The organism is Chelativorans sp. AA-79, assembly GCF_029457495.1.
GTDB lineage: Bacteria > Pseudomonadota > Alphaproteobacteria > Rhizobiales > Rhizobiaceae > Chelativorans.
The window spans coordinates 326,127-346,880 of sequence record NZ_CP120361.1 but is presented as its reverse complement, the minus strand read 5'-3'; the positions used below and the strand labels follow the sequence as shown (position 1 = coordinate 346,880).

Annotated in this window: 14 protein-coding genes and 1 riboswitch; of the genes, 7 read left to right on the top strand and 7 right to left on the bottom strand. The window is 65.2% G+C overall.

The window, feature by feature from the left end; translation table 11 throughout:
• The first annotated feature begins 215 nt into the window (after positions 1-215).
• Both PVE73_RS01700 and PVE73_RS01695 read left to right on the top strand, forming a co-directional pair.
• Complete coding sequence (locus tag PVE73_RS01700; protein ID WP_277365286.1) at positions 216-4,976, top strand: NAD-glutamate dehydrogenase; 4,761 nt, start codon at positions 216-218, stop codon at positions 4,974-4,976.
• A gap of 8 nt (positions 4,977-4,984) precedes the next feature.
• A complete protein-coding gene (locus tag PVE73_RS01695; protein ID WP_277365285.1) occupies positions 4,985-6,379 on the top strand; it encodes an MFS transporter in 1,395 nt (464 codons plus the stop codon).
• A 125-nt stretch (positions 6,380-6,504) separates the two neighbouring features.
• On the opposite strand, the gene PVE73_RS01690 is transcribed toward PVE73_RS01695, so the two are convergent.
• The 6 genes from PVE73_RS01690 to leuD all read right to left on the bottom strand — a co-directional run bounded on the left by PVE73_RS01690 (position 6,505) and on the right by leuD (position 12,850).
• Complete coding sequence (locus PVE73_RS01690) at positions 6,505-7,947, bottom strand: M48 family metalloprotease (RefSeq protein ID WP_277365284.1); 1,443 nt, start codon at positions 7,945-7,947, stop codon at positions 6,505-6,507.
• Between the two features lie 223 nt (positions 7,948-8,170).
• A complete protein-coding gene (thiQ, locus tag PVE73_RS01685; protein ID WP_277365283.1) occupies positions 8,171-8,914 on the bottom strand; it encodes a thiamine ABC transporter ATP-binding protein in 744 nt (247 codons plus the stop codon).
• Positions 8,911-10,542: a thiamine/thiamine pyrophosphate ABC transporter permease gene (gene thiP / locus PVE73_RS01680; protein ID WP_277365282.1), complete on the bottom strand. Its 1,632-nt coding sequence runs from the start codon at positions 10,540-10,542 to the stop codon at positions 8,911-8,913. The genes thiQ and thiP overlap by 4 nt, the downstream gene beginning before the upstream one ends.
• On the bottom strand, positions 10,518-11,516 hold the full coding sequence (thiB, locus tag PVE73_RS01675; RefSeq protein ID WP_277365281.1) for a thiamine ABC transporter substrate binding subunit: 999 nt from the start codon (positions 11,514-11,516) through the stop codon (positions 10,518-10,520). Before thiB ends, thiP begins: the two co-directional genes overlap by 25 nt.
• Positions 11,517-11,552: 36 nt before the next feature.
• Positions 11,553-11,656: riboswitch (TPP riboswitch) on the bottom strand.
• Positions 11,657-11,785: 129 nt separating this feature from the next.
• Positions 11,786-12,232, bottom strand: coding sequence for a RidA family protein (locus PVE73_RS01670; protein ID WP_277365280.1), 447 nt, complete (start codon positions 12,230-12,232; stop codon positions 11,786-11,788).
• 12 nt (positions 12,233-12,244) lie between these two features.
• Positions 12,245-12,850 (bottom strand): 3-isopropylmalate dehydratase small subunit, encoded by a 606-nt coding sequence (gene leuD / locus PVE73_RS01665; protein ID WP_277365279.1) that lies wholly within the window; start codon positions 12,848-12,850, stop codon positions 12,245-12,247.
• Between the two features lie 106 nt (positions 12,851-12,956).
• Here leuD and PVE73_RS01660 point away from each other — a divergent pair, with 106 nt between their 5' ends.
• Both PVE73_RS01660 and PVE73_RS01655 read left to right on the top strand, forming a co-directional pair.
• Positions 12,957-13,838, top strand: a complete 882-nt coding sequence (locus PVE73_RS01660; protein ID WP_277365278.1) for a CoA ester lyase — start codon at positions 12,957-12,959, stop codon at positions 13,836-13,838.
• Positions 13,835-14,041: a DUF1737 domain-containing protein gene (locus PVE73_RS01655; protein WP_277365277.1), complete on the top strand. Its 207-nt coding sequence runs from the start codon at positions 13,835-13,837 to the stop codon at positions 14,039-14,041. Before PVE73_RS01660 ends, PVE73_RS01655 begins: the two co-directional genes overlap by 4 nt.
• A gap of 49 nt (positions 14,042-14,090) precedes the next feature.
• On the opposite strand, the gene PVE73_RS01650 is transcribed toward PVE73_RS01655, so the two are convergent.
• Positions 14,091-14,534 carry a metallopeptidase family protein gene (locus PVE73_RS01650; protein WP_277367309.1) on the bottom strand — a complete coding sequence of 148 codons (444 nt, stop codon included), beginning with the start codon at positions 14,532-14,534 and terminating at the stop codon, positions 14,091-14,093.
• 171 nt (positions 14,535-14,705) lie between these two features.
• Here PVE73_RS01650 and PVE73_RS01645 point away from each other — a divergent pair, with 171 nt between their 5' ends.
• Genes PVE73_RS01645 through PVE73_RS01635 form a run of 3 tightly spaced genes read left to right on the top strand, consistent with a single transcriptional unit; the run spans position 14,706 to position 20,429 of the window.
• The gene (locus tag PVE73_RS01645; protein ID WP_277365276.1) at positions 14,706-15,698 is read left to right on the top strand and encodes a hypothetical protein; all 993 of its coding nucleotides are present in this window, start codon (positions 14,706-14,708) and stop codon (positions 15,696-15,698) included.
• The gene (locus PVE73_RS01640) at positions 15,640-17,085 is read left to right on the top strand and encodes a DUF6504 family protein (RefSeq protein ID WP_277367308.1); all 1,446 of its coding nucleotides are present in this window, start codon (positions 15,640-15,642) and stop codon (positions 17,083-17,085) included. The genes PVE73_RS01645 and PVE73_RS01640 overlap by 59 nt, the downstream gene beginning before the upstream one ends.
• The gene (locus PVE73_RS01635) at positions 17,082-20,429 is read left to right on the top strand and encodes an error-prone DNA polymerase (protein WP_277365275.1); all 3,348 of its coding nucleotides are present in this window, start codon (positions 17,082-17,084) and stop codon (positions 20,427-20,429) included. Before PVE73_RS01640 ends, PVE73_RS01635 begins: the two co-directional genes overlap by 4 nt.
• The last annotated feature ends 325 nt before the right edge of the window (positions 20,430-20,754 follow it).

The following is a 20,754-nucleotide window of genomic DNA, read 5'->3' as shown; positions in this document are numbered from 1 at the left end:
CGGGGCCGGCCCCTGTGCGGCGAACTATTAGCAGGAAAAGTCGCGCGGACAAGGCCGCTAGGCGCTACGATATTTCACAACGGTGACGCGGCCCGTCATCATTGCTACACCATTTTGAGGGAAGAGCAGATCATTGCGCCAGTCGTCCCAGCGAGTCGGCTCGACGGGATGGCCAGCATATGCGTAGGTATAGCGGATTTCAGGAGGGTTTCCCGATGAGCGTCCAGGCAAACGCGGCAAAGCCCGACCGGCATGGGGGTGCGGCGGAGCAGTTGCGGGAAATTCTGACCGCCCGCGCACCGGAGGAGGACATCGCTTGCTACGAGGCGCCTGCCCTCGACCGCGCGGCCGACCTGGCGCTGCGTGCGCTGAAAAAGCATCGGCCGGGCGAAAGCGTGGTCGCCGTCGAGCCCAGTTCTGGGATCGAGCGTGACGGGCGCGCCGTCACCACCGTCACGGTGGTCAACGACAACATGCCCTTCCTGTTCGATTCGATCATGGGCGAGATCACCGAGTCGGCGCCGGAGCCGACCCTAGTGGTGCATCCCGTGCTCCTCGTCCGGCACGGGAAGGAGGGCGTCACCGAAGTCCTCGGCGAGGCGGCCCACAAGTCGGCTCGCGACGCCGATAAGGTGAGCCTCATCCATGTGCACCTCCCGCGCATGTCGGCGGAGGAGTGCGCCGGGCTCGAGCGAAGGCTCTCCCGCATCCTGGCTCAGGTGCGCGCCGCCGTGGCCGACTGGAAACCGATGCTCGCCCGCCTCGACCAGGAGATCACGCGGCTTCGTTATGCGCCGGTGCCGCTGGAGGCCGGCGAGGTCCATGAGACCATCGCCTTCCTCGAATGGCTGCGCGATGACAATTTCATCTTTCTCGGCATGCGCGAGTTCAATTACTCCGGCGGCGCGGAAAGCGGCACGCTGGAGCGCTCCGACAAGAAGGGGCTCGGCATCCTCGCCGATCCCGATGTGCGCGTTCTCAGGCGCGGCGACGATGCCGTCACCACCACGCCGGAGATCCGCGCCTTCCTGCACGGGCCGGAGCCGCTGATCGTCACAAAGGCGAATGCAAAATCCGTCGTCCACCGCCGCACCTATCTCGACTATATCGGCGTGAAGACCTTCGATGATCAGGGAAAGCTCTCGGGCGAGCTGCGCATCGTCGGTCTTTTCGCCTCGACGGCCTATACGAGCTCCGTCCTGAAGATCCCCCATCTGCGCTCCAAGGCGCAGACCGTCATCTCCCGTTCCGGTTTCGCGCCGACCGATCATTCGGGCAAGGCACTCATCAACGTGCTCGAATCCTTCCCGCGCGACGAGCTCTTCCAGATCGGCGTTCCGCGCCTGCGCAAGCACGCGGAGGCGATCCTGGCCCTCGGCGAACGCCCGCGTGTGCGCGTGCTCTACCGCATAGACCAGTTCGATCGTTTCGTTTCCGTTCTGGTTTTCGTGCCGCGCGATCGCTACGATTCGGAAGTCCGGGGGCGGATCGGCCATTATCTGAAGACCGTTTTCGAAGGGCGTCTCTCTGCCTACTATCCGGCCTTCCCGGAAGGCTCGCTCGCGCGCGTGCACTTCATCATCGGCCGCTCCGGCGGCAAGACGCCGCGCATTCCGACCGAGGAACTGGAATCGGCCGTACGAGCGATCGTACGTACCTGGGACGATGCCCTGCGCGAAGCCGCGGAGGACGAGGGGGTCGACGACAAAATAGCCGCCGTGGCCGCGCGTTTTTCCGAGGATTACCGCAACAGTTTCGAGCCCCGGACGGCGCTCGTCGATGCCCGGTGCATCGCAGACCTTTCTCCGGAGAACCCGATCGCCATCGATTTCCACCGCCATCCCGAGCAGGGCAAACGCCAGGCAGCGTTGAAGATCTATCATTTCGGCGCGCCCGTCGCCTTGAGCCGCCGCGTGCCGCTGCTCGAGAATATGGGTTTCCGCGTCATCAGCGAGCGCACCTTCGAGGTCGGTGAACCGGGCGAGGGACAGGTCTTCCTGCACGACATGGAGATCGAGAACGCCTTCGGCGAGCCCATAGACCTTTCCGACGACGGCACGCTGTTCGACGAGATCTTCCTCACCGTCTGGCGAGGAGAGCATGACAATGACCGCCTGAACGCGCTTGCGCAGCGGGCGCGAATGCGGGCCTCGCAGATCGCCGTACTGCGGGCCTACAGCCGCTACCTGCACCAGACCGGCGTTCCCCAGAGTCAGGGCTTCATCGCCGACACGCTGAACCGCTACCCCGCGATCGCGGAGCGGCTCTTCGCCCTCTTCCTCGCGCGCTTCGATCCGCAGCGCGCGCCCGGCGAAAAGGCCCAAGCCAGGGCGAAGGAGATAGAGGAGGAGATTCTGGCCGCGCTCGAAACCGTGCCCAGTCTCGATGACGACACGATCATCCGGCGCTTCCTGAACCTCGTCCAGTCGACACTGCGTACGAATTTCTTCACCGAGAGCGGCCGGCGCTCGCTCGCCATCAAGCTCGATTCGCGGTCGGTCGAGGGGCTGCCGCAGCCGCGCCCCTGGCGTGAGGTCTTCGTCTACGGCCCGGAGGTGGAGGGCGTGCATCTGCGCTTCGGGCCGGTGGCGCGCGGCGGCCTTCGCTGGTCGGACCGGGCGCAGGACTATCGCACCGAGGTTCTGGGCCTCGTCAAAGCGCAGCAGGTCAAGAACAGCGTCATCGTGCCCGTCGGCGCCAAGGGCGGCTTCTATCCGCGCCGCCTTCCAGCGGGCGGCGATCGCCAGCAGGTCTTCGAGGCGGGTCGTCAAGCCTATATCAACTTCGTCTCCACCCTGCTCTCCGTCACCGACAATCTCGACGGCGACACGGTCGTACCGCCCGGGAACGTCGTCCGCCACGACGGGAACGACCCCTATTTCGTCGTCGCCGCCGACAAGGGCACCGCCACCTTCTCCGACACGGCCAACGAAATCAGCCAGGTCCACGATTTCTGGCTGGACGACGCCTTCGCCTCCGGCGGCTCGGCCGGCTACGACCACAAGAAGATGGGCATCACCGCGCGCGGCGCCTGGGAAGCGGTGAAGCGGCATTTCCGCGAGATGAACCGGGATATCCAGACGGAGCCCTTCACCGTGGTGGGCGTGGGCGACATGTCCGGCGACGTCTTCGGCAACGGCATGCTGCTCTCGCCCTGCACGAAGCTCATCGCTGCCTTCGATCACCGCGACATCTTCATTGATCCCGACCCGGATTCGGCCATCTCCTTTGCCGAGCGCACGCGCCTCTTCGACCTGCCCCGCTCGAGCTGGCAGGATTATGACAAATCGAAGCTGTCGAAGGGCGGCATGATCGTCTCGCGCACGCAGAAGCAGATCACGCTCAGCCCCGAGGCGGCCCGGGCCCTCGGCTTGGCGAGCGCCGTCGGATCGCCCGCCGAGATCATGCGCGCCATCCTCGAGGCGCCCGTCGACCTCCTTTGGTTCGGCGGCATCGGCACCTATGTGCGCGCTACCGGCGAATCCAATCAGGAGGTGGGCGACCGCGCCAATGACACGATCCGCGTCACCGCGAAGGAGGTGGGCGCCAAGGTCGTCGGCGAGGGTGCCAATCTCGGCATGACGCAGCGCGCGCGCGTCGAGTTCAACCTCAAGGGCGGCCGCTCCAATTCCGATGCCATCGACAATTCCGGTGGCGTCAACTCCTCCGACCTCGAGGTCAACATCAAGATCGCGCTCGCCGCCGCCATGCGGAACGGCTCCCTCGCGCGTCCCGAGCGCAACAAGCTGCTCGCGGCCATGACCGGCGAGGTGGCGGATCTGGTGCTTGCCAATAATTACATGCAGACGCTCGCCATCTCGCTGGTGGAGCGCCGCGGGCTTTCCGAGCTGCCCCATCAGGCGCGCATGATGAGCCTGTTCGAGGCCCAGGGCCATCTCGACCGCGCGGTCGAGTTCCTCCCCGGCCCCGAGGCGCTGGCCGAGCGCCAGAGCCGCGGCGAGGCCCTCACCCGGGCTGAGATCGGCGTGCTGCTCGCCTATGCCAAGATCGTGCTCTTCGACGAGCTGGTGGCGAGCCCGCTCCCCGACGAGCCGCATTTCGAGGCCGATCTCTTCGCCTATTTCCCCACGCGGATGCGCAGCAAATATGCCGGCGAGATCCGCGGCCACCGGCTGCGCCGCGAGATCATCGCCACCGAGCTCGCCAACGACATCATAGACCGCGGCGGACCCACTTTCGTCACGCGCCTGCAGGACATGACCGGCCGCCCGGCGCACGAGATCGTCGAGGCCTATGCGGTCGTGCGCGACGGCTTCGACCTGCGCTCGATCTTCTCGGCCATCGACGCCCTGGACAACAGGATCGACGGCCAGGTGCAGCTCGCGCTCTATGAGCGGGTCTGCCGCCTCATTCTCTCTGCGACCGCCTGGCAGCTCAAGAATGGTGCCGGTGCGGGCCCGACGGGCGAGCGGATCCGCCACCTGATCGAGGCGCGGGCGAAGCTCGAGCCGGCGCTGAAGTCCCTGCTGCCCCACTTCCTCGCCGAGGGGATCTCCGCCATGGCGGCGCAGTACGAGGCAGCGGGCGTGCCCGCCCCTCTTGCGGGGCGGCTCGGTTCCCTCGACGCCTCGGCACTGGTGCCGGATATCGTGCTGGCCGCCGATACGGCGAAGACCGATCTGTCCAAGGCCGCCAGCGCCTTTTTCGCCATCAGCGAAGCCTTCCGCCTGAGCCGCATCGAATCGGCTGCCGGCGCGCTCGCGCCGACCGACTATTATGACGGGCTGGCGCTGGCGCGCGCAATGGATACGATCGATATCGCCCGCCGGGGGATCACGGTTGCGGCGCTGTCGGCCTATCGCGACACGGACGACCCCGCCGCGCGCTGGGTGGAGGCGGGCGGCGAGCGCGTGGCGCGCGTGCGTGATCGGCTCCAGTCGCTCACCGAAAGCGGCGATCTCACCGTCTCCCGCCTGTCCGTCGCGGCCGGCCTGATAGCTGACCTGAGCGCTTGACGCCAACCATGGAGACAGCACCGGAGAGCGGGCGGGCGGCCGGCGGGCGCCCCGGCATCTGGGGCTGGATGCTTTTTGATTGGGCGCAGCAGCCCTTCCACACGCTTGTCATCACCTTCGTCTTCGCACCCTACTTCGCCGCCGCGGTGGCACCCGACCCGGCGCGCGGGCAGGAGCTCTGGGGGCTCGCCACCGGCATAGGCGGCCTGATGATCGCCCTTTCCTCGCCGGTGCTCGGCGCCATCGCCGATGCTTCGGGCCCGCGAAAGCCCTGGATCTTCGCCTTCTCCGTGATCGGCGTTCTGGCCTGCTCGGCCCTCTGGTTCGTCACGCCCGGCATGGAGAACCTCGCGCCCGTGCTCATAGCCGTCGCGCTCGCCGTCTTCGGCATGGAGTTCGCCGCCGTCTTCAACAATGCCATGATGCCGGATCTCGTGCCGCGCTCGGAACTCGGCCGCCTGTCCGGCTCCGCCTGGGGGCTCGGCTATGTCGGCGGGCTCGTCTCGCTGGTGCTGGTGTTGGGCTTCATGGCCGCTTCACCGGAGACGGGGAAAACGCTTGTCGGCCTCGATCCCATCCTGGGGCTCGATTCCACTGTCCGCGAGGGCGACCGCGCGGCCGGTCCGCTCACCGCGCTCTGGTACGTGCTTTTCGTGCTGCCGATGTTCCTCTTCACGCCGGACCAGCCGCGTCGCCGCGTCGCCAACGCCGTGCGGCACGGACTGCATCAGCTAGGTGCCACGCTCCGCCGCCTGCCCTCGCAACGCAGCTATTTCAGCTTCCTGGTATCGTCGATGTTCTATCGGGATGCGCTCAACGCGCTCTATGCCTTCGGTGGCATCTATGCCGCCGGCGTGCTCGGCTGGACGATCATCGAGATCGGCAGCTTCGGCATCCTGGCCAATGTCACCGGCGCGCTTGGCGCCTGGCTCGGCGGCCGCCTTGACCAGGCCTTCGGGCCCAAGGCCGTGGTCAACGTCTCGATCCTCGTTCTCTGCCTGTGCTGCCTCATGGTGATCTCGACCACCCGTACCGAGGTTTTCTTTCTGCCCGTCGTCGCCGGCTCATCCATGCCGGACACCCTCTTCTTCATGGCCGGCGCGCTCATCGGGGCCGCCGGCGGGTCGATCCAGGCCGCCTCGCGCACGCTGCTTGTCGACCAGGCGCCGCGGATGCAGGTCGCGGAGGCCTTCGGCCTCTATGCGCTTTCCGGCAAGGCCACCACCTTTATCGGCCCGCTGGCCGTTGCCGCCGCGACCGGCTGGTTCTCCGGCGCCGCGTTCTCGTTCTCGCCCGAAGATGCGCAGCGGCTGGGTGTTTCACCCATTCTGGCGCTCTTCCTGCTGGGACTCGTGCTCCTGCCGATGGTGAAAAGCCGCGCGGAGCCTGCGGAAGCGAACTGATCGGACAAGCTGCAGCGCCTCGACCGCACGGCAAAGGGTCGGTTGCCGCAACGGGGATAAAATCCGCCCTCCGGAATTTTCCTCATCCGCCAACCCTTTGTCCTTGCTTGCCATTCCCGTCCGCTTCAGCGATCCGTCACGATCTTGACCTTGTCGCCGGCAGAAAGGGTGGCGCCAGGGCCGAGGCCGTTCAGCAGGCGGAACAACTCGAGCTTGCGATCGACACCCACCATCTGGTTGGCGAAGGTCGCCACCGTGTCGCCGGGGCGCACCGTGAGCGCGCGGACACGCAATGGTTTCAACGCTGCCCGCTCCGCTTGATTCAGCACACGGAAACTGCCGCTGATGACGCGTGCAATCGGCTCGAGCTGATTGCTGTTACGCGGTGCACCCGTCAGCAGCCGGTATACCTGATCCCCGACGCGGACCACGGTCACGTCGAACTTCCATTCGCCGGCATAGGCGCGGGCGCTTGCCGCGTCGTAGCCGTTGATGGTACTCGTCCGCACCGAGCCGGTATCCAGACCCGCAAGCCATCCGTCCTGCAGGTAGTCGGTAAGCGAAAGGGACCGGGGCACCGTTGCTCCGTCGAACCGGAAGGCGAGGTCGCCAGGCCCCGCTGCCACGACCTCGCCGGCCGAATTGTCGATGACGAAGCCTTCGGGCACAGAGAAGGCGACGCCGAGCGTCGGGTGCAGGAAGTCGCGCCCGCGCACATAGCCCTGGTCTGGCTTGTCGCCAAAGAGCAGCCCGTCGATCCCTTCAAGGAAGGCGTCGCGGTCCCGCACACCGGTGCCCGGCAGGCCAAATTGCCGGGCATGCCGCTGCGCCAGCTCGATGCGCCGGGGCGCATTGGGATGGCTCGCCAGAAAGTCGAGGCTTACATCGTTCTCGCCCTTGACGCTGTGGAATTTCTGATAGGCGTCCATGGACTGGAGGAAGCGCGCGGCCGCATAAGGGTCGTAGCCCACGCGACCGAGCGTCCCGATGCCGATGGCATCCGCCTCCAGTTCCTGGTTGCGCGAGAACTGTGCCAGCTGGAGTTTTCCGCGCACGACCGCAGCGCGCGCGTTGCTATCTGAACTCACCACCTCGTCCACCACGCGCGAGGCGAGGGTCGCTTCCGCCTCCCGCTTCTGGCGCTCGATGCCGTGATTGGCGGTCACATGCGCCATCTCGTGCGAGAGGACCGCGGCAATCTCCGCCGAATCATTGGCGAGCGCCAGGATGCCGCGCGTGATGTAAAGATAGCCGCCCGGAAGGGCGAAGGCGTTGATATTAGGCGAATCAAGAATGGTGATGCGATAGGTCTGCCACGGGTTTTCCGGATCCTGCGACAGCCTGCCCACGACCCGCGCCAGCATGCGTTCCAGTTTGGGATCGGAATATTCTCCGCCATAGGTCTGCAGGATCTTCGGGTGCTGCCGGCGCGCCAGATTGGCCAGCGAATCGCTGCGCATCACGGTGTCCACCGTAACCGGATTCGACGAGGGTTTGAAATCCGCGTCGGACGACATGTCGAGCGACTGGCAGCCCGAAAGGGCGAGCCCGCCCGCAAGCAGGGCCATGCGGCAGCGGGTCCTGGCGGCGTTTTTCAATCCTGAGGCATCGCGTCGAACCAGAGCGAGCATCCTTTCGACGGGTCCCTGTCCCGTTTCACTTGCCGGCGACCCTAGCCACAGTCCTTGATTGAAGACAATGATCTGCGCGCCACAGTTGCGAGGTGTTTCGGTCACATGGTCTTCTGGCGATAAATAATGACCGAATCGGGTCAAACAATAGGCCGGGTTGTTAGCGCACCCGCCGCCTCCCGCCAAGGTAGCGCGCGAAAGCGGCCGGTCCCTTCCCGGACAGAAAGTCCGCGGTGGCGCCGGTTCCGGCAATGACGCCGTTTTCGACGAACACGATCGTTTCCGACAGGCGTTCGGCATCATGCGGGTCGTGCGTGGCCATGAGAACCGTCATGACCTGGTCGCGGTGAAGTTCCGCCACGAGCTCAAGCATCTCGTCGCGCAATGCGGGCCCGAGCGAGGCAAAGGGCTCGTCGAGCAGCAGGACCGGGCGCCGGCGCACCAGGACGCGCGCCAACGCGACACGCTGGCGCTCGCCGCCGGAAAGCGCTTGCGGCAGCCGTTTTTCCTTGCCGCCAAGCCCCGTCCGCGTGAGGGCTTCGCCGATGGCCGCCCGGTCGTCGTCCGAGAGTCGCAGGGATGGAGAGCGGCCGAGCCCGACATTCTGTTCCACCGTGAGGTGGCCGAAGAGGTTGTTCTCCTGGAAGACCATCGAGACAGGCCGCTCGAAAGGCGGACGGTGCGTCACGTCCTCGCCGCCAATCAGCAACCGGCCCGAATCCGGCTGCTCGAAACCGGCGACGAGGTTGAGCAGCGTCGATTTTCCCGAGCCGCTGGGCCCCATAAGCGCCACGATCTCCGACGGCGCGACCGAAAGATTGAATCGCATGGAGGTCCCGCCAGGATAAGAGAAGGTGAGCGCCTCCAGCTTCACGGCGGCACCTTTTTCCGCTGCGACGCTCATGATCTCTCTTTTCCCCAGTGGGTGGCCAGGAACATCAGGCCGAGGCAGAGGACACCGAGGAACAGCGCCAGGCCCGCGGCATCGGCGGTGCGGTAGCTCCCCATGCGCTCGAGCAGCAGATAGGGCAAGGTTTTCACCTGGTCGCTGCCGAAAAGCGCGATCACGCCGAGATCACCGAGCGACAGCGCCATGGCGAAGGCGAAGCCGGTCGCCGCCGGCCGTTTGAGGGCCGGCCAGTCGACGAGGCGAAACCGGTTCCAGCCGGAGATACCGAGGGCGAGGCAGAGCTTCTCGTGCCGCGCACTCGCCGCGTCGTAGGCCGGGCGGATCGCCCGCATGGTGAAGGGCATGGCCATGACCGCGTTCACGGTGACCACCATGATGGGGGCGAAGGCGAGTACGTCGCTCTGGCGGCGCAGAAGGATGAACCAGCCGGCGCCGATCACGATGGGCGGCACGATCAGCACCATGCTTGCGCCCGTATCCGTGAGTCGTTCGAGAAGACCGGACCTTCCGCCGCGCCGGGCGATCTCGAGCGCGCGGCGGGCGACCACCAGCCCGATAGACAGGAGAAGGCAGAGAATTGCGGCAAAGGCAGCCAGGACGAAACTGGTCGCCGTCGCGCCTCGAACGGCTGGTTCGCCTGCCAGCCTCGATAGATCCGCTTCGAGTCCGGCAAACACGGTCGCGGCCATCGGTCCGCCGACAAAGACCAGCGCCATCAGGATCATCGCGGTGTTAAGCCCCGCTTCGCCCGGTCGCGCGAATACGGTGCGGCGCGGCGCCACCGGCAGGTTGGCGTCACCCGTCATCGAGGCGCCAAGACGGGAAAGGACGAGCACGATCGCAAGGGTGAGCACTACCTGCGCGAATGTCAGTGCGATGGCGCGGGCGGGATCGAAATCGAAGCGCAGCGCTTGGTAGATCGCCACCTCCAATGTAGTGGCGCGCGGCCCTCCGCCGAGCGTCAGCACGACGGTGAAGGAGACGACGCAGACCATGAAGACGAGCGCCGCGACGCCCGGAACCGCGGCCCGCAGTGCCGGCCACTCGATAAGCCGGAACGTGGCGCCCGCGCCCATGCCGAGCTGCGCGGCGAGCCTCCACTGATCCGCCGGCACGGTTTCCAGCGAGGCAAGCAGCAGGCGCGCCGCCAGCGGCAGGTTGAAGAAGACATGAGCGACGAGGATCCCCGAAAGCCCGTAGATCCCCTGCCATGTCTCGCCGGTAAACGCGGTGAAAAGCGGTGCCAGGAAGCCGGCGCGCCCATAGAGCGCGAGCACGCCGAGGGCGGCGACGATGCCAGGCAGGGCGAGCGGCACGGCGAAAAGCTGGAGAATGAGCCCGCGACCCGGAAAACGGGGATGGCGCGCGAGAGCGCGGGCGACGAGGATAGCAGGCACGACCGAAAGCAGCGTGGAAAGCCCCGCCTGCAGGAGCGTGAAGCGGGCAACACGCAGGAGATAAGGATCGAAAGCCGTGATGGCGCTCTGCCAGGAGCGGGCTGCCTCCAGTGCAAGGCCCGCGAAGGCGCCCCCGATGAGAGCCCCGATCGCCGCCAGCGCAAGGATGCCGGCAGCGACACGGCCCGGCCGGGGAAGGCTCACCGGCTCATCACGGAAAGCCACTCGTCGACCCAAGCCTTTCTATTGCGGGCCACGTCCTCGGGCGAGAAGAGCAGCGTCCTAGCCGGTTCCACCAGCTCATCGAAAACCGGGTTCAGGGGCTCGGATGTCCTGCCGGCGGGGAACATCCAGTTCCGCTCGGGGATCGCATCCTGGAAACCGGGCCCGGTCATGAAGGAGAGGAATGCTCCGGCAAGCGGATTGTCCCCGGCCTTCACCGTACGCGCGGCAACCTCGATCTGCAGGTAATGTCCCTCGGAGAAGGCTGCAGCCTTGTAGCGATCCGTGCCCTCGGCAATTCGGTGATAGGCAGGCGAGGTGGTGTAGGAAAACACCATCGGCACCTCGCCACTGGTGAAGAGGCCGTAGGATTCACTCCAGCCGGGGGTGACGGTCAGCACATTGTCCTGGAGCCTGCCCCAGGCCTCCGCAGCCTGATCGCCATAGACCGCCTTCATCCACAGAAGCAGGCCGAGGCCCGGCGTGGACGTGCGCGGATCCTGGATCGCGATCTTGAGGTCGCTTCCGCGTTCCACGAGCTCTTCCAGACTCTGCGGCGGATCCGCAAGGGCCTCTGTGTCGTAGACGAAGGCGAAATAGCCATAGTCATAAGGCACGAAGATATCGTCTTCGAAGCCGCCGGGCACGTCGATATTGCCGGTATCGATATCGTGCGGCATGAACAGGCCGGTCTCCTTCGCCTCGTAAACGAGATTCGTGTCGAGGCCGAGAACGATGTCGGCCCGTGTCTCCTCGCCTTCGAGCCGCAGACGGTTGAGGAGCGCCACGCCGTCAGCCACCGAGACGAATTCGAGATCGCAGGCGCATTCGGCCTCGAAGGCTTCTTCCACCACCGGACCGGGTCCCCATTCGGAGGTGAAGCTCTCATAGGTGTAGACGGTGAGCTTCTCCTGCGCCGTGGCGGGAAGCGCCGCCAAGCCGAATGCCAGGGCCGGAAGAAGAGCTTTCATGCGCATTTCGACGCCTCCTTTGCAACGGTTCCAAGGGAATGAGGCGCCTCGGCGTCTAATCCCTCCGCCGGTGCGAGCCGGATCAGGTTCAGCGGGTTGGCCGATGCCTCTCAGCCGGCAGCAGGCCGGCACCCCGTTAGAGCGACGGGAAGTTAGGCTGGAGTGGGGAAGCGTGCAAGGGGCCCCGGAGGGAGCAGGCATGCTTCATCGATGCCATCACGGTTTCAACCGTCTGCATTGACGTGGGAAACGAGGCGCATGGTCCGCACTGTTTCCTATTTTAAACCGGCACCTGACGGTGTGCGTCTGACATTTCCCGCTCCCCTCATCTTGCCGGTTGTTTCAGCGCGATTGCGCCTGAGCGCCGTCACCTCGATCTCGATCTTCATTTCCGGCTTGTTGAGATCACAGACGATCATGGCCGCGGCCGGCCTGATCTCCCCGAACGCCTCCCCCAGAATGGGGAAGACCCGGTCGACATGGGCGCGGTCGGTCACGTAATAATGCGCCCGAACCACGTCGGCCAACTCGAACCCGCCTTCCTCGAGCGCGGCACGGGTGGTGGCGAGACAGTTGCGGGTCTGCTCCTCCACGGTCTCCGGCATGGAGGTATAGTCGTAACCGGTGGTGCCGGAGACGAAGCACCAGTCGCCCTCGATCACCGCGCGGCTATAGCCTGCGGTCTTCTCGAAAGGAGAGCCGGTAGAGATCAGGCGGCGCAAGGACGCCAAGCCTCAGGCCCAGGGGCGGCTATCGGTGTATTCATCCTCGAAGCTCTTGATGGCCGGCGCCTTTTCGAGCGTCAGTCCGATGTCGTCCAGTCCGTTCAGAAGGCAATGGCGCTTGAAGGCATCGATCTCGAAGGAGATCACGCCGCCATCCGGCCCGTGGATTTCCTGGTGTTCCAGATCCACGGTCAGCGTGGCGTTGGCGCCGCGCTCGGCATCTTCCATCAGCTTCTCCAGCTCTTCCGGGCTGACCGTGATGGGCAGGATGCCGTTCTTGAAGCAATTGTTGTAGAAGATGTCGGCGAAGCTCGTGGAGATCACGCAGCGGATGCCGAAATCGGCAAGCGCCCAAGGCGCGTGCTCACGGCTCGAACCGCAGCCGAAATTGTCGCCCGCAACCAGGATCCTGGCGTTGCGGTAAGCCGGCCGGTTGAGCACGAAATCCGGATTTTCCGAGCCGTCCTCATTGTAGCGCATCTCGGCGAAAAGCCCCTTGCCGAGTCCCGTGCGCTTGATCGTCTTCAGATAGTCTTTGGGGATGATCATATCCGTGTCGACATTGACGATCGGCAGGGGGGCGGCGACACCGGTGAGCGTGGTGAACTTTTCCATGGGGCTGCGTGCCTGTCTGTAACCAGATTGGTGCCACCCCTTTACAACAAGCGCGCGCGGACGCAAAGCCCTTGCGCCGCTCCTTGCACTGCGCCATGAAGTGGCCATGCACGAGCCTCTTCCGCGCCTTCGCCGTTCCGTTCTCTATGTGCCCGCCAGCAACGAAAGAGCGCTGGGGAAAAGCGCGGCGCTTCCTTGCGACGCCGTGATCCTCGATCTGGAGGATGCGGTCGGGCCGGAGGAGAAAGCCGATGCGCGCGAGCGCCTGCGCGCCCTCCTTGCCGGGCCAGGCCGGCCGAAATGCGAGATCGTCATCCGCATCAACCCGCTGGGAAGCGAATGGGGCACGGAGGATCTTCTGGCCGCACGCGCCGGCCGGCCCGATGCCATCCTGCTGCCCAAGGTGGATGGCCCGCGCGACATTCTCGAAGCAGACGCGGCCCTTGACGAGACGGACGCGCCGCGCTCGATCCGCTTGTGGGCAATGGTCGAGACTCCGCGTTCACTTCTCAATATAGGCAGCATCGCGGAGCTCGGGCGCGACCCCGCCGCGCGGCTCTCCTGTCTGGTCGCCGGCACCAACGACATCGCGAAGGAAACGCGCGTGACGGGCCGCGGCAACCTGCTGCCCTGGCTGATGCAGGTCGTGCTCGCCGCACGCGCGGGGAATCTTACTGCGCTCGACGGGGTATCGAACGATTTCCGCGACCTGGAAGCTTTCGGTCGGGAATGCGCCGAAGCCCGCGCCATGGGCTTCGACGGCAAGACGCTGATCCATCCCGCGCAGATCGGGCCCGCCAATTCGGTCTTCGCGCCGACGGGGGAGGAAATCGCCGAAGCGGAGGCGACCGTCGCTGAATTTGCAAAGCCGGAGAACCGCCATCGTGGGGTCATCGCGATCGACGGCCGCATGGTCGAGAGACTCCATCTCGAACAGGCCGAGGCGTTGCTCAAGAAGGCGCGGGAAATCGAGGAGAAAAGCAAATGAGGCTGTACCGCTTTTTGACCGGGCCGGACGATTCCAGCTTCTGCCACAAGGTCACGGCAACGCTGAACAAAGGCTGGCTGCTGCACGGCTCGCCAACTTACGCCTATGATCCCGAGGCGAAGGCCATGCGCTGTGGCCAGGCCGTCTACAAGGAACTGGACGGGCTGGAATACACGTCGGACATGAAGCTCGGCGATTATTAGCGTCTTCGTGGCAACGCAGTCCGGGAGCGGCGGAAGCCGCCCCAAGGATTCACGACCCTGGATGCGGCCAGTCGCCCGCATTCTCCTCGATGCGCGCCATATCGTCGTCCGACAGGCCGAAATGATGGCCGATCTCGTGGATCAGCACATGGGAGACGATATCGCCAAGCGTCTCCTCGTTTTCGGCCCAGTAGTCGAGGATCGCCCGGCGGTAGAGCGTGACGCGGTTGGGGCCTTCTCCCGTAGCCGGGTTCCAGCGCTCGGCGATGCCGCGGCCCTCGAAGAGCCCCAGCAGGTCGAACGGCGTTTCCAGCGCCAGGTCATCCATGATCTCCTCGGTGGGAAACTCCGCCACCTGGATGACGATGTCACCGGTGAGCTTGCGGAACTCTTCCGGCAGGCCGGCATAGGTTTCCATCGCCAGAAGCTCGAATTCCGCAAGCGAGGGTGAAAGCTGGTCGTGCCAGGCGCGTGTTTTGTACATCCGGGCCATCTTGTATCCTTTGCCGGGCATATAGCGCTTTCCGGCGCGGGATTCGAGAGGGCCTGGATTCCATCTGGCCTCCCGGAACAGGGAAGGAATAAAATCCTTCTTGACTCTTGAGGGCGCCTCTGGAATCCATAAGAACATAACAGGAACGACCTATTCGCCGGAGTGAGCGGCATGGCACGTATGGCCATGGCGCAGGAGAAGATTTTTGCCCTGCGCCGGGAAATCGCCAGGATCGAAGGTACGCTGCCCGAGCGCCTTGTTGCGCCGGAAGCCGGCAGTGCTGTGGTGCTGCGGCGCGGCATATCGGCAGTTCGCGAAGGCCGCAGCGCGTTTCTTGGGACTGGCGTTCCGGGGCTCGATTCCGCGCTCGCCGGCGGCGTGCCGCAGGCCGCGCTCACCGAGTTCCACAGCCTCGAGACGCGCGACGCGGGAGCTACGGCAGGCTTCGCCCTCGCCCTTGTCTCTCTGTTGCGCAAGACCGACAGCCAGAGGCAGGGGAAGAGCGCCGTCTGCTGGATCGGCATGGCGAATCTCTTCCGTGAGGCAGGCTTTCCCTATGCCCCCGGCCTCGAAAGACAGTTTGGTCTCTCTCCCGGGGACCTCCTGTTCTCTACTGCGGAGCACCTTGCCGATGCGCTGTGGATCGCCAAGGAGGCCGCCAGGCTCAAGGATTTCTGCGCCGTGGTCCTGGAGATCCGCGGCAATCCCGCCCGGCTCGACCTCACGGCGACCCGCCGCCTCCACCGGCGGGCGCAGGAGGCGGGCCGACCCGTCTTCCTGATCCGCGAGGGGGCCCTGGCGGAACCGACGGCCGCCCTCGTGCGACTCGAGGTTTCCGCCGCCCCTGCCGTGCCGCGTCGGACAGTGGCCGGTCCTTTGGGGGATGCGATCGGCCATCCCGCCTTCACCGTCGTCATCGGCAAGAGCCGCACGGCCCGTCCGGGGCGTTTCATCTTGGAGTGGAATCCCGATGAGCACAGCCTGCGTGAAATCCGCCCAGCGCATTCTCGCGCTCTGGTTCCCGCATCTGGCCACCGACCGTATCTTCCGGCAGCGGGTGGGACGGTCGTGGCGCTGCGGCCCGCCGCCACAGCACCCACCGCTGGTGATCAGCAACCGCGAGAAGAACGCCCAACGCATCGCCGCCCTCGACGAGCGAGCTGAGGCGCTGGGGCTGAAGCCGGGCCTCGGCGTAGCCGACGTCCGCGCCATGCATCCCTCGCTCGAGATCATCGAGGCCGACCCGCAGGCCGACCGCCGCCTGCTCGAAAGCCTGGCCGACTGGTGCGACCGCTACACGCCGCTCGTCGCCCTCGACGGCACGGATGGCCTGTTCCTCGACATCACCGGCTGCGCTCATCTCTTCGACGGCGAGGAGAAGATGATGCAGGAAGTTCAATCCTGTCTCCACCGCCAGGGCTTCGATGCGCGAGCGGGCCTGGCCTCCTCCCCCGGCGCGGCCTGGGCGGCGGTGCGTTTCCCAAGCCTCTCGATGATTCCGCCAGGCCAGGAGGCGGATGCCCTTTCTCCGCTCCCCCTTTCCGCCCTGCGCATCGACGCGGAGACCCGTGCCAAGCTGGAAAGCGTGGGCCTTTACACGGTGGGGGTCATCCTCCATGCTCCGCGCGCGCCGCTGGCGCGCCGCTTCGGCGCCGGACTCCTTGAGCGGCTCGATCAGGCGTTGGGACGGATCGAGGAGGCGATCTCCCCGCGCCTGCCCGTGCCGCCGCTCTCGGCGGAGCGGCAGCTGGCCGAGCCGGTCGTCCATGCCGCAGACATCGAGAACCTCGTCCATATGCTCGCCGTCACCCTGCGGCTGGATATGGAGCGGCGCGGCGAGGGCGCCGACGCCTTGCTGCTTTCGCTCTTCAGGGTCGATGGCGCGGTGAACCGGCACGTGGTCCGAACCTCCCTGCCGCTGCGCGATCCGGCCGTGATCCGCAGGCTGTTCCGCGAGAGGCTTGCCGCGGCAGGTGACAAGATCGATGCCGGCTACGGCTTCGAGCTGGTGCGCCTTTCGGTGCTGAAGGCCTCTTCCTTCGCCCTTGCGCAGGTCGATCTCGCCGGCGAGAGCACATGCGAGGAAGAGAGGCTCGCTTTTTTCGCCGACCGCGTACGCGCCCGCCTCGGCGAGCATGCTCTGATGCGGCCCGTACCCGTCGAAAGCCATGTTCCCGAGCGCGCCGTCCGGATGCTTCCCTTCGCCGCGGCGGGCAAGGCGGCCGTGCTGCCCGTTGGAGAGGCGCCGGCCGCATCGGCGCGGCCGATCCGCCTCTTCTCCCGTCCCGAGCCGGTGGAGGTGATCGCCGCCGAGGTGCCGGAGGGCCCGCCGCTGCATTTCCGCTGGCGTCGCGCTACGTATCGCGTCGCCCGCTCCGAAGGGCCGGAGCGCATCGCGCCGGAATGGTGGCACGAACCGGACGATGCGGCCACGCGCGATTATTTCCGCATCGAGGATGCCGAGGGCCGGCGCTTCTGGCTCTACCGCCAGGGCCTCTATGGTGCCGCGGAAGACATGCCGCGCTGGTTCATGCACGGGATTTTCCCATGAGCGCGGCTGCCGTTCCCGCCTATGCGGAATTCGCCGTGCAGTCGAACTTCTCCTTCCTGCGCGGCGCCTCGCGGCCGGAGGAACTGGTTGTTGCGGCAAAGCTCTACGGCCATTCGGCCATGGGTCTTGCCGATCGCAACACGGTGGCCGGCGTGGTACGCGCCTGGAGCCAGTCGAAGCATATTGAACTGCCGGAAACGGGAGAGGTGGTTCAGCTGCCTTATCACCCCGGCTGCCGGCTCGTCTTTTCCGACGACATGCCGGACGTGCTGACCTATCCGCAGGACCGCCGGGGCTGGGCGCATCTCTGCCGCATGCTGACCGTCGCCAACGAGCGCGGCGAGAAGGGCGAGCCTGACCTGCGCACGGAAGATTTCCTGGCCTGGGGCGACCGCATGTCCCTCGCCGTCCTGCCGGACCTTCATGCGGCTGAGGAAAAGATCCTTTCCCTTCTGCGCTCGCTCAAGGACCGGTTCGGGCGCGATCTCCGCCTTGCTGTCGCGCCGGCCTATGGTGGGAACGACCGCTGGCGGCTTGCCCAGGCGGCGGGCATGGCCGAGATCGTCGGACTTCCGCTCATGGCCGTCAACGACGTGCTCTACCACGCGGCGGAGCGCCGCCCGCTGCAGGACGTGCTCACCGCCATCCGGCTGAATACCCCCGTCGCCGAGATGGGTCTTACGCTCCAAGCCAATGCCGAGCGCCACCTCAAGCCGACGGCGGAGATGGCGCGGCTCTTCCGCCGCTACCCCGAGGCGCTCGCCGAGACGATCCGCTTTGCCGAAAGCCTCACCTTCTCGCTCAAGGAACTCGAGCACAATTATCCTGACGAGCCGACGGAGTCCGGGCTCCCCGCACAGGAGGAGCTGGAGCGGCTCGCCTGGGAAGGCGCGAAGGAGCGCTTCCCGCAAGGCGTTCCCGAGGAGCACAGGAACCTCATCCGCAAGGAACTCGCCCTTGTCGAAAGGAAGAACTACGCTCGGTATTTTCTGACCGTCTACGACATCATGAAATTCGCGCGCTCGAAGGGCATCCTGTGCCAGGGACGCGGATCGGCTGCCAATTCGATCATCTGCTACTGCCTGAAGATCACGGATGTCGGGCCGGAGATCATGGATCACCTGCTCGAGCGCTTCATCTCCGAGGAACGTGACGAGCCGCCGGACATCGATGTCGATTTCGAGCATGAGCGGCGCGACGAGGTCATCGCCTATATTTATGAGAAGTACAGTGAGAAGCATACTGCTCTCGCCTGCTCGGTCATCTCCTATCGCGGCCGCTCGGCGCTGCGCGAGGTGGCGAAGGCGCTCGGACTTTCCGAGGATGTCATGTCCGCGCTGTCCGGTTCGATCTGGGGCTGGTCGAGTAAGGAAGTGGGTGACAAGGCAACCAGTGCCGCCGGTCTCGTCGAGGCTGATCCCCGCACGAAGCATCTGGTCGCGCTCGCAAATCAGATCATGGGCTCTCCGCGCCACCTCTCGCAGCATGTGGGCGGCTTCGTCATCACCAAGGACCGGCTCGACGAGATCGTCCCCATCGTCAGGACGGCGATGGAGGAGCGCCGGATGGTCGAGTGGGACAAGGACGACCTAGACAATGTCGGCCTTCTCAAAGTCGACGTGCTGGCGCTCGGCATGCTGTCCTGCCTGCAGCGCGCCTTCGGCCTTTTGGAGAACCACTACGGTGAGAAGCTGACGCTCGCGGCGCTCCCGAAGGAACGGAAGCCCGTCTACGACATGATCAGCCGCGCCGATACGATCGGCGTCTTCCAGGTGGAATCCCGCGCGCAGATGTCGATGCTACCGCGCCTTAAACCGAAAGAATTCTACGATCTCGTCATCGAGGTAGCGATTGTCCGGCCGGGACCCATCCAGGGCGACATGGTACACCCCTATCTCAGGCGGCGTGAAGGGAAGGAGGAGCCCGAATATGTGCGGCCGGAGCTCAAGGAGATCCTGGAGAAGACGCTTGGCGTTCCTCTTTTCCAAGAACAGGCGATGAAAATCGCCATCGTGGCCGGCGGCTTCGAACCGTGGGAAGCCGACCAGTTGCGGCGTGCCATGGCGACGTTCAAGCGCACGGGCACGATCCAGAACTATGAGCAGAAGATGATCGAGGGGATGGCCTCGCGCGGCTATCCGCGCGAGTTTGCCGAGCGCTGCTTCAACCAGATCAAGGGCTTCGGCGAATACGGCTTTCCTGAAAGCCACGCCGCTTCCTTCGCGCTGCTCGTCTATGCATCAGCCTGGTTCAAGGCTTTCTACCCGGACGTCTTCTGCGCGGCGATCCTCAATTCCCAACCCATGGGTTTTTATGCGTCGGCACAGCTCGTGCGTGATGCGCGTGAGCATGGCATCGAGATGCTGCCTGCGGATATCAACCGGTCTGAATGGGACTGCACGCTGGAGGAGGGGGTCTTCGATCCTGCCCGCGTGGCCAGGCGGCATGCGGACATGCGCCCCACTATCAGGTCGCGTCATGCCGTGCGCCTGGGCTTCCGCCAGATCAAGGGGCTCGCGGAAAAGGAAATGGAGCGGATGGTGCTTAATCGCGGTGCGGGTTACGAATCCGTGCGTGACCTCTGGCTGCGTTCAGGCCTGAGCAAAGGCGCGATCGCCCGCTTGGCTGAAGCAGATGCTTTTCGTTCCCTGGGTCTCGACCGGCGGGCCGCTCTCTGGGACATTCAAGCCCTGGATGGGGGAGCCCCCGTCGAGCGCCTGCCGCTTCTCGACAGGCCTGATCTCCACCTCACCGAGCATGAGCCGGAAGTGCTTCTGCCGTCTATGCCGCTGGGGATGCATGTGGTGCATGACTACCGGGCGCTTGGTCTCTCGTTGAAGGCCCATCCCGTTTCTTTCCTGCGCGACAGGCTTGCCGCCGAAAGGGTGATTTCCAACGAACGCCTGCAGGCTCTCGGCAACGGCCGCCGCGTGTCGGTTGCGGGCCTGGTGCTCATCCGTCAGCGCCCCGGCACGGCGAAGAATGTCATATTCATGACCATCGAGGACGAGACCGGCATCGCCAACATCGTCGTCTGGGACAAGGTATTCAATCGTTTTCGCCCGGAGGTAATGGGGGCTCGTTTCGTGCGCGTCGACGGCAAGCTGCAAAGCGCATCAGGCGTCATCCATGTGGTTGCCGAGCAGATCATGGATCTGAGTGCCAGGCTCGGCACCCTGGTGCAGGAAGAACAAAGGCCGGGAATCCGCGTTCAAGGGAAGACGACCGAGTCAGGAGCGACGAATGCAGCGTGTCGGCTCACGCCGCCGCACCCCACGGAAACGGAAAGCGAGCAATCGGCCACCGTGACGCGGGTGATGCCGAAAGGGCGAAACTTCCATTGAACCGTCAGAAAACCTGCTCGGGTCAGGGCTACGATTCTCAAGCGGCAGCCTTGATTCGGAGAGGTTCAAAAGAGGGGCCGAGTTCGACTGTCGACGCCACCCTGAGTAGCGAATGGATTGCTTTGACTGACGAGGAATGGGTGTTGATCAGGCCGCTACTGCCCGTTTAGCGCGGGTGCAGATGCCGTCCGGTGCAGGATATTCGCCGCTATTTCGAAGGCATGATGTGGATAGCGCGAACGGCGTCATCTGCTTGATGAGTATGGCAAATGGAACAGCATTCTCCCAATACTGGCTTGCTTGCGTTCCGATCGTCCGAATTTCT